The following is a 9,336-nucleotide window of genomic DNA, read 5'->3' as shown; positions in this document are numbered from 1 at the left end:
CGATCCCGCCGGTGGCCGCCGCCCTGCGCGACGCGCCCGGGTTGCTGGCCCGGTTCGGCGTCGGTGAGGCCCCGCTGGGATGGCAGGGCACGGTGAGCGTGTGGCGCGACCCGACGGACCTGGTGGCGTTCGCGTACCGTCACCCGGAGCATCGGGCGGCGATCATGCGAACCCCCACCGCGGGCTGGTACGCCGAGGAGCTGTTCGCCCGGTTCGAGGTACGTGACGTGGTCGGCGACCGGACGGTCCTCGGGTGGGTCGCCGACGGCGACCAGGCGACAGTGAAGGGTGGACGGGCATGAGGTTGGTGCGCTGGACGCCGGACGATCTCGTCCGACGGCTGGACGACGTGGTGGCCGTCTACGGCGAGGCGATGGGGTACCGCACCGACCTGCTGGAGGCCCGGCGCGGCTACATCGCCACCCACGTCCGCCGGCCCGGGTTCCGGGCCGTGGCCAGCCTGACCAGCGAGGGTCACCTCGCCGGCTTCGGGTACGGCTATCTGGGCGGTCCGGGCCAGTGGTGGCACGACCAGGTGCACCGGGCGCTGGACGCCCCGACCCGCAAGCGCTGGCTCACCCACTGCTTCGAGGTGGTCGAGCTGCACGTCCGTCCGCCGGCGCAGGGGCACGGGCTGGGCGCCGGGCAGTTGCGGGCGCTGCTCACGATGGCCGAGGGCGACACCACACTGCTGTCCACCCCGGAGGCCGAGGAGCAGACCTCGCGGGCCTGGCGGCTGTACCGGCGGTTCGGCTTCGTCGACGTGCTGCGCGACTTCCACTTCCCCGGTGACGAGCGGCCCTTCGGCGTACTCGGTCGAGACCTGCCGCTCGAGCCCGCCGCGTCATGACCCGGCGGATCTCCTGGACGCTGCTCGCCGTCCTGGTGCTCGCCCAGATCTGCTACCCGCTGACCACCGGCGCCACCCGGGCCGGGCTGACCGTGGCCACGGTCGTGCTCGGCTGGCTGCTCTCGGTCGGCCACGCGCTGCTCAGCCGGGGCCCTCGGGTGGCGGCGGCGCTGGTCGCGGTGGCCACCGGCGGCGGGTTCGCGATCGAGGCGATCGGGGTGGCCACCGGTGTGCCGTTCGGCAGCTACGACTACTCCGGTGAGCTGGGCCCCAAGCTGGCCGGGGTGCCGTTGATCATCCCGCTGGCCTGGACCTGGATGGCCTGGCCGGCCTGGCTGGCCGCGGTCCGCCTGACCGGCGGCAGCGGCACGCCGCTCGGCCGGTGGGTGGGCCGGATCGCGCTGGCCGCGGTGGGGCTGGCCGCCTGGGACCTCTTCCTCGACCCGCAGATGGTCGCCGAGGGCTACTGGGTCTGGCGGGACGCCACCCCGGCGCTGCCCGGCCTGGCCGGCATCCCGGTCAGCAACTACCTGGGCTGGCTGCTCTTCGCGGTGCTGCTGATGAGCGCGCTGCGCCCGCTGGCCGGTCCGGCCGCCGAGCACACCGACCGGCGGGACCACCCGATGCTCGCGCTCTACCTGTGGACGTACTTCTCCAGCATCCTGGCCCACGCGGTCTTCCTGGACCTGCCCGCGTCGGCGCTCTGGGGCGCGGCAGGCATGGCGGTCACCGCCGTGCCGTTGGCGGTGACCCTGCTGCGCGCCCACCGGCCCCACCACGCGCGCCGGGACGACCACCAACCGCACCGCCCGGGCGTCGACGCGACCCGATGACCGTCCTCGTCGCCCTGCTGCTCGCCGTCGCCGCGCTGACCGGGCACACCTGGGTCAACGCCGCCCGATGGCTGCGCCGACCCACCGACCGGCCGGATGACGTCGACGAGCCGGTGGCCGTGCTGCTGCCGCTGCGCGACGAGGCCACCCGGGTCACGCCCTGCCTGCGCGCCCTGCTCGCCCAGCGTGGTGTGCCGGCGCTGCGCATCGTGGTCCTCGACGACGGGTCCACCGACGGCACCGCCGACGTGGTCCGCGCGGTCGTCGGCGACGACCCGCGGGTCACCCTGCTCAGCGGGGTCGCCCCGCCGCCGGGCTGGCTGGGCAAGCCGCACGCCTGCTGGCAGTTGGCCACCCGGGCCGACCCGGCGGCCACCGCGCTGGTCTTCGTCGACGCCGACGTGGTGCTCGCCCCGCACGCCGTGGCCGCGGCGGTCACCGAGCTGCGCGCCGCCCGCGCGACGCTGCTGTCGCCGTACCCCCGGATCGTCGTGGCGACGGCGGCCGACCGGCTCGTGCAGCCGCTGTTGCAGTGGTTGTGGCTGACCTTCCTGCCGCTGCGGGCCATGGAGCGCTCGCGGCGGCCGTCGCTGGCCGCGGCGGGCGGGCAGTTCCTGGTGCTGGACCGGGCCGGCTACACCGCCGCCGGCGGGCACGCGTCCGTCGCCGACAAGATCCTGGAGGACGTCGAGCTGGCCCGGGCCGTCAAGCGCGCCGGGAGGCGGATCGCCCTGGCCGACGGCTCCCGGCTGGCCACCTGCCGGATGTACGACGACTGGCCGCAGCTGCGCGACGGGTACTCGAAGTCGCTGTGGGCGTCGTTCGGGCACCCCGGCGCGGCGGCCGTCGTGGTGACGCTGCTGCTCCTGCTCTACACCGCCCCACCGCTGGTCGCGCTGGCGGTCGCCTCGACAGCTCCCCGGATGTCAATGGTTGCGCTCATCGCATACCTGCTCGGGGTGGCCGGGCGGGTGCTCACCGCCCGGGCGACCGGCGGCCGGTGGTGGCCCGACGCGCTCGCACACCCCGTGTCGGTCGTGGTCCTCGGTTGGTTGACGCTGCGGTCGTACCATCTGCGAAAGCGACGCCGCCTGACCTGGCGGGGCCGCCCGGTCAGCTAGGAGGGCGCGGCATGGCGCGGATCGTGGTCGTCGGCGCCGGGGTGAGTGGCCTGGCCACCGCCGCCCGGCTGGCCGCAACCGGGCACCAGGTGACCGTCTTCGAGGCCGCCGACACGGTCGGCGGCAAGCTCGGCCGGTACGCGCACGACACCCCGGCCGGGATGTTCCACTTCGACACCGGGCCGAGCCTGCTCACCCTGCCCGAGGTCTTCCACGACCTGTTCGAGGCGACCGGGGCGAAGCTCGACGAGTACCTGGACCTGACGCCGCTGGACCCGATCGTCCGGCACGTCTTCGCAGGTGGCGGCCCGACCCTGGATTCGTGCACCGACCCGGTGGAGTTCGCCGCGCGGATCGGGGCCGCCCTCGGCGACCGGGCGGCGGCCGACTGGCAGCGGCTGTGGCGCCGGGCCGCACGGGTGTGGGAGGCCTCCTCGCGGGACATCCTGCGCCGTACCGTCGACTCCCCCCGCGACCTCGCGTCGCTGGCCTGGCGCGTCGGTGACCTGGCTGCCATCGCCCCGGGCCGCACCCTGCGCGGGCTGGGCCACCGGCACCTGTCCGACCCGCGGCTGCGGATGCTGCTGGACCGGTACGCCACCTACACCGGCGCCGACCCGCGGCGGGCCCCGGCGGCGCTGGTCGCGGTCCCCTACGCCGAGCTGACCTACGGCGGGTGGTACCTGCGCGGCGGGCTGGGCACGCTCGCCGACGCGCTACTGACCCGCTGCCTGGACCTCGGCGTGGTCGTCCAGACCGGCACCACGGTCACCCGGATCGACGCGGCGGGCGGCCGGGTGCACGGGGTACGCCTCGCCGGCGTCACCGCGCCGGTGCCCGCCGACGTGGTGGTGGCCAACGTCGACGCGCTCACCGTCTACCGCGACCTGCTGCCACACGCGGGCCGGCTGGCCGGCCTGACCGATCGCAGCCTCGCCGGTTTCGTGCTGCTGCTCGGCGTCTCCGGCAGCACCGGCCTGGCGCACCACAGCGTCTTCTTCCCGCGCGACTACGACGCGGAGTTCGACGCGGTCTTCGGCGATCCGGGGCGGGGCGTCCGGGCCCGACCGGCGGCCGACCCGACGGTGTTCGTCACCGTGGCCGACGACCCGATGGTCCGCCCCGCCGGGCACGAGGCGTGGTTCGTGCTGGTCAACGCCGCCCGGCAGGGCACTGCCGGTGGCGCGGTCGACTGGCGACGCCCGGGGCTGGCCGACGCGTACGCCGATCGGATCCTGGATGTCCTGGCCGAGCGCGGCGTCGACGTACGGGACCGGCTGCTGTTCCGCGAGGTGCGCACCCCGGCCGACCTGGACGCGGCGACCGGGGCGCCGGGCGGCGCGATCTACGGCACCGCCGGTGGCCTGCTCCGCCCGGCCAACCGGGGCCCGGCGCACGGGCTGTGGCTGGTGGGCGGCTCCAGCCACCCCGGCGGTGGCCTGCCGATGGTGACCCTCTCCGCGCAGATCGTCGCCGACGAGATCGGCCCCGCCTGGTGAGACCCGACGGGGCGCTCAGCCGGCGTCGAGCAGCGCGCGGCGGACGGTGGACAGCAGCTGCCCCAGCCCGAAGCCGGCCAGCAGCACCCACACCGCGGTCGCCATGGTGATGGTGCCGGCGGCCAGCTCCGGCTCGATCAGGCCGGCCAGCCCAGCGACCACCAGGCCCGCCAGCGCGACCGAGACCCGGGTGGGTCGTTCGCCGACGGTCACCGCGCCGATGTCGCGCATCCCGGCGGAGACCGCGCGGGCCCGGACGTACTCGTGCAGCCAGGACAGCGCCCCGGCTGCGACGACAAGCGCGCCCGGCGCGCCGACCAGCCAGAACGCCAGCAGCCACGCCACCTCGCCGAGCCGGTCGGCCAGCGAGTCGTAGACGTAGCCGAGCCGGGTGGTGCGGCCGGTGGCGACGGCCACCGCACCGTCCACGCTGTCGGCCACCGCGGCGAGCAGCACGAACAGCGCGCCGAGGAACGGGCCGTCGCCCGGCCGGGTCGCCAGCAACGGTACGCAGAAGCAGAGCAGCACCCCCGCCGCGGTGACCGGGGTGGGGCCGACCCGCAGCCGACCCAGCACATACCCGACGTGGTAGGCGAACCGCAGCCAGGCACGCACCACCGGCGCGGCGACCCGCGGGTCGAACCCGCCGTGCAACCGCGCCCACGCCGTGGCGTACTGGTCCCAGTTCAGCTGTGTGCCCACCTGAGGATCAACCGTCGTGCCGGGCATCAGGTGTCGCAGACTCCGTGTTCACACCCGCGCGCCGGCCTTGAGGTTCTGCCAGACCTCTCGGGTGGCGGTGGACCGGTTGAGGGTGATGAAGTGGACACCCGGAACGCCCTCGTCCAGCAGTCGACGGCACATGTCGCTGGCCTGCTCGATGCCGAGCCGGCGCACCGCCTCCGGGTCGTCGGCCACCCGCTCGAAGCGCGCCGCCAGCGCCGGCGGGAAGGGCGCCCCGGACAGCTGCACGGACCGCTCGATGGTGCCGATCTGGGTCACCGGCATCACCCCGGCCAGGATCGGGGTGTCGCAGCCGGCGGCGGCCACCCGGTCGCGCAGGCGCAGGTAGTCGTCGGCCTCGAAGAACATCTGCGTGATCGCGAACTCGGCGCCGGCCCGGCACTTGCGGACGAACTGCGCGGTGTCGCTGGCCACGTCGGGCGAGCGGGGGTGCTTGTACGGGAAGGCCGCCACACCGACGCTGAAGTCACCGGAGTCGCGCACCAGCCGGACCAGGTCCTCGGCGTAGTCGACGCCCTCGGGGTGGCGGACCCACTCGCCGCCCGGGTTGCCCGGCGGGTCACCGCGCACGGCCAGCACGTTGCGCACCCCGACCCCGGCGAGCCGGCCGATCACGTGCCGCAGCTCGGCCACGGAGTGGTTGACCGCGGTCAGGTGGGCCATCGGCAGCAGGGTGGTGTCGGTGGCGATCCGCTCGGTCACCGCCACGGTGGTGTCCCTGGTCGAACCGCCCGCGCCGTAGGTGATCGACACGAACGACGGACGCAGCGACTCCAGCTCGCGGATCGCCTGCCAGAGCAGCCGCTCCCCCGCCTCGGTCTTGGGCGGGAAGAACTCGAACGAGAAGGTCGGCTGGCGGTCACGGATGAGCTCCCCGATCGCCGGCTGCGGATTGGGGAGTACCGAGGGAAGACCGAGCGCCACGACCCGACTCTAGCGGGCGACGCCATCGGGACCCAGGAGCTTCCCACCGCCGTACGCGAGTCGGTCGATCCCGGCCCTGCGGCGCGGCCAGGCCGTCTGCGGCGGACTCCACAAACTCAGGTCGGATGAACAACGAACGTCTGGCGACGGCATCACCTCTGCTGTCGAGCTGGTAGCAGTCGATCCAGCACCAACCGTCGTAGGTAACCCAGTCAAGCCTTCTGATGACCCGAACGGTTATCGGGCTCATGAACTGAACGCTGACCTTCCGATCAAGCCGCAGAACGTCACCGGCCTTCACGGCTGCTTCCTTGCTCGCCAGAGCTTCAGAATGAGTCCAGCGGCTCTGAGCTTTGGACAGCCATCCTGCCGGCAGCGTGGGCACGTCTTGCGGATGTGCAGATCCACTATGAAACCGGCCATGATCACGAGAAACGATGGCTCCGGCCTGATCTCCTCAAGCATTAGGGCGGTCGTCTCGCTGGCTGTGCCGCTTCGCGGCTGGCCGTGCGCTGGTGGTATCTCCCTGCTTCCGTGGCGGCGTAGGAGGGTCACAGGCCACGGGCTGATAGGCCGAGCGCTCGACGACGTCGATCGATTCGTTAGGACGTTGGAACCACTTCCATCGACGCATGAGCTGCCTCCCGAGACCCCTTGGGTGGCCGACACGCAGTGCCTACCCCTAGATCACTCAGCGTGCCGACCACACTGCAACCCTAATCCTGTCTAGGCAACCTGTCCAGACAGGTAATGTCGTGTCATGGCGAACAGGCGGTCGGGAAGATCGGGAGTACGGTGACGGGCGTGCCTACCCCGCACCCACAGCCGCGCCGCTACCGGCAGGTCGCCGACGAGCTACGCCACCGGATCGAGGCCGGCGTGATCGCCCCCGGCTCTTTGCTGCCCAGTGAATCGACCTTGATGGCCGAGTTCGCAGTCGCGCGCGGAACCGTTCGTGAAGCCTTGGCGCTGCTGCGGGCAGAGGGCTTGGTGTTGACAGAGGTTGGACGAGGCACCTACGCCCGTCCGATCATGCCCGTGCGTCGACTCGCTTCCGAGAGGTACCGCAAAGAGCTGGAGCAGGTTCGCAGCGGCGAGCTCGGGACGTCCTTCACTGCTGACGAGCAGGTCGAATGGTCTGCCTACAGCCTCGATAAGAGCTTCTTCGAGGTGCCGGCTACCGAGTCCATGGCCGAGCTGTTCGGGGTGGAGCAGGGGACGATGCTATTGGAGCGCCATTTCCTGTTCCGTACTCACGGCGTGCCGCAACAGCTGTCCGTCTCGTCGCTGCTGCTCGACATGGTCGCCGGCACCCCGGTAGCCGACCCGGAGAACGAGCCCTGGCCAGGCGGCAACACGTCACAGCTCTATAGCCTCGGGCACACCGTCACTGGCATCCGTGAGCGGCCGGGATGGAGGATGCCGACGCCGGATGAGGTGGAGGCTCTGCAAATCCCTGGCGGAGTTCACGTCGTGGTGATCACTCGACAGACGTATGTCGGTGAGCGCGTGGTCGAGGTGGCGCGAATCGTCAGGCGTGCCGATCTGGTGGAGTTGGACTACTGGGTTGACCTCACCTAAGCCGACAGACCGGGCCCGCAGCCGGTAGTGCCCGACGCGGGGGCGGTGCGGCCCGGCGACGCGCGGCACGTTCGGCGAAGGAAGCCGTCGTACCCCCGGGGTAGGAAGGGGGAGCGCGGGAGGGGCGGCGGGGGTGGCCCGGTTCCCGCGTGGGGGTCACCCAGCCGAGGTGTGCCCGGCCCGTGGCGCGGGCGGGGTGTCACCGCGTCGACGTCCGCCGGGAGGACCCGTGACCTCGTCCCCACCGCCGCACCGCACCCAACTCGGGCCGCTCCTGGTCCGGCATCGGCTGGCCCGGGGTTGGAGCCAGCGGCGCACCGCCGCCGAGTTGTGCGCCGCCGCGGGCGTGCCGACGTTGAGCCGCCACGAGGTGTCCCGGTGGGAACGGCAGCGACGCGTACCCGGCGGGTTCTGGCTCGGCTGGCTCGCCGTCGTGCTGGACATACCGGCGGCGGTGCTCACCGAGGCGGCCGTGCGCACCCGGCGAACCTGCCCGCCCACGGCCGGCGGGTCGGGCCGACCCGGCGCGGACGGTGCGCGGCCGGCCGGGCGGACCGGTCCGGGCCGTACCGGCGGCAGTACGCGTGGCGGTGGAGCGCGAGCCGGGACGACCCGCTAGCGTCGTGGCGTGACCCACGCTGCTCCCGTGTCCCCCGTCGACCGTGCCGGCCTGCGGGAGCGGGTCGACCGGGCGCTCACCGAGTTTCTGGCCGGCCAGCGGGCCCGGTTGACCCGGGTGGACGAGGCCCTCGTCCCGGTGGCGGAGGCGATCGAAGCCTTCGTGCTCGGTGGCGGCAAGCGCCTGCGCCCGGCCTTCGCGTACTGGGGGTTCCGGGGAGCCGGCGGGGTGGACGGCGACCAGGTCCTCACGGCCCTCGCGGCGCTGGAGTTCGTGCAGGCCAGCGCCCTGATCCACGACGACCTGATGGACCGTTCCGACACCCGGCGCGGCGAGCCGGCGGTGCACCGGCGGTTCGCGACCCGGCACCGGGCGGCCGGCTGGGGCGGCGACCCGGACGGGTTCGGCGACTCCGCCGCGATCCTGCTCGGTGACCTCTGCCTGGTGTGGTCCGACGAGCTGCTGCACTCCGCCGGCCTGGACCTGCGGGCGGTGGCCCGGGCCCGGCCGGTCTTCGACGAGATGCGCACCGAGGTCACCGTCGGGCAGTACCTCGACGTGCTGACCCAGGTCACCGGGGACACGTCGGTGGAACGGGCCAGCAAGGTCGCCCGGTACAAGTCGGCGAAGTACACCGTCGAGCGTCCGCTGCTGCTCGGCGCCGCGCTGGCCGACGCGGGCGAGGACATCCGGACGACCTACTCGGCGTACGGGTTGCCGTTGGGCGAGGCGTTCCAGCTCCGCGACGATGTGCTGGGGGTCTTCGGTGACCCGGCGCAGACCGGCAAGCCGGCCGGGGACGACCTGCGCGAGGGCAAGCGCACCTATCTGGTGGCGGCGGCCGTGGAGGCCACCGACGACGCGGGCCGGGAGCTGCTGCTCAGCCAGCTCGGCGACCCGGGCCTGGACGAGCGGGGCGTGGCCCGGCTACGCGAGCTGATCGACGCGAGCGGGGCGCTGGCCCGCACCGAGCAGCGGATCGTCACACTCACCGACTCCGCGCTCGCCGCGCTGACGGCCGTCGACCTGGACACCGAGGCCCGCCAGGCCCTGGTAGACCTGGCCATAGCGGCAACCCGCCGAGCCGACTAACCCCGTCCCCCCTCCCCCACCCCCTCCCGGAGCGCGTCGATCATGAAGTTGTTGCCCACGCGCGCGGCGTGTC

At 73.3% G+C, this 9,336-nt stretch carries 9 protein-coding genes and 1 pseudogene; 8 read left to right on the top strand and 2 right to left on the bottom strand.

Features of this window, described 5'->3' with window-relative positions:
- The 5 genes and pseudogenes from AB0J68_RS18905 to crtI form a co-directional block, all read left to right on the top strand.
- Nucleotides 1-302: pseudogene (locus tag AB0J68_RS18905) on the top strand (monooxygenase); the annotation flags it as partial.
- Nucleotides 299-850: a GNAT family N-acetyltransferase gene (locus tag AB0J68_RS18900; RefSeq protein ID WP_354862773.1), complete on the top strand. Its 552-nt coding sequence runs from the start codon at nucleotides 299-301 to the stop codon at nucleotides 848-850. The pseudogene AB0J68_RS18905 and the gene AB0J68_RS18900, both read left to right, overlap by 4 nt.
- On the top strand, nucleotides 847-1,683 hold the full coding sequence (locus tag AB0J68_RS18895; RefSeq protein WP_363939648.1) for a carotenoid biosynthesis protein: 837 nt from the start codon (nucleotides 847-849) through the stop codon (nucleotides 1,681-1,683). The genes AB0J68_RS18900 and AB0J68_RS18895 overlap by 4 nt, the downstream gene beginning before the upstream one ends.
- The gene (locus AB0J68_RS18890) at nucleotides 1,680-2,804 is read left to right on the top strand and encodes a glycosyltransferase family 2 protein (protein WP_363939646.1); all 1,125 of its coding nucleotides are present in this window, start codon (nucleotides 1,680-1,682) and stop codon (nucleotides 2,802-2,804) included. The genes AB0J68_RS18895 and AB0J68_RS18890 overlap by 4 nt, the downstream gene beginning before the upstream one ends.
- An 11-nt stretch (nucleotides 2,805-2,815) precedes the next feature.
- Complete coding sequence (crtI, locus tag AB0J68_RS18885) at nucleotides 2,816-4,303, top strand: phytoene desaturase family protein (RefSeq protein WP_363939644.1); 1,488 nt, start codon at nucleotides 2,816-2,818, stop codon at nucleotides 4,301-4,303.
- 15 nt (nucleotides 4,304-4,318) lie between these two features.
- On the opposite strand, the gene AB0J68_RS18880 is transcribed toward crtI, so the two are convergent.
- Together AB0J68_RS18880 and metF are read right to left on the bottom strand one after the other, a co-directional pair.
- Nucleotides 4,319-5,032 (bottom strand): CDP-alcohol phosphatidyltransferase family protein, encoded by a 714-nt coding sequence (locus tag AB0J68_RS18880; protein WP_363939642.1) that lies wholly within the window; start codon nucleotides 5,030-5,032, stop codon nucleotides 4,319-4,321.
- A 21-nt stretch (nucleotides 5,033-5,053) separates the two neighbouring features.
- Entirely contained in the window at nucleotides 5,054-5,971 is a 918-nt protein-coding gene (gene metF, locus AB0J68_RS18875; RefSeq protein ID WP_354862764.1) for a methylenetetrahydrofolate reductase [NAD(P)H], read from the bottom strand.
- 804 nt (nucleotides 5,972-6,775) lie between these two features.
- Between metF and AB0J68_RS18870 the strand changes: the two genes are divergently transcribed.
- From AB0J68_RS18870 to AB0J68_RS18860, 3 genes are all read left to right on the top strand, one after another.
- Entirely contained in the window at nucleotides 6,776-7,552 is a 777-nt protein-coding gene (locus tag AB0J68_RS18870; RefSeq protein WP_363939640.1) for a GntR family transcriptional regulator, read from the top strand.
- Nucleotides 7,553-7,781: 229 nt separating this feature from the next.
- On the top strand, nucleotides 7,782-8,171 hold the full coding sequence (locus AB0J68_RS18865) for a helix-turn-helix transcriptional regulator (protein ID WP_354862760.1): 390 nt from the start codon (nucleotides 7,782-7,784) through the stop codon (nucleotides 8,169-8,171).
- A gap of 9 nt (nucleotides 8,172-8,180) precedes the next feature.
- Entirely contained in the window at nucleotides 8,181-9,263 is a 1,083-nt protein-coding gene (locus AB0J68_RS18860) for a polyprenyl synthetase family protein (protein ID WP_354862758.1), read from the top strand.
- The last annotated feature ends 73 nt before the right edge of the window (nucleotides 9,264-9,336 follow it).

The sequence above is a fragment of the Micromonospora sp. NPDC049580 genome (assembly GCF_040675595.1).
Taxonomy (GTDB): Bacteria; Actinomycetota; Actinomycetes; order Mycobacteriales; family Micromonosporaceae; genus Micromonospora.
This window is presented reverse-complemented; position numbering and strand designations above follow the sequence as displayed.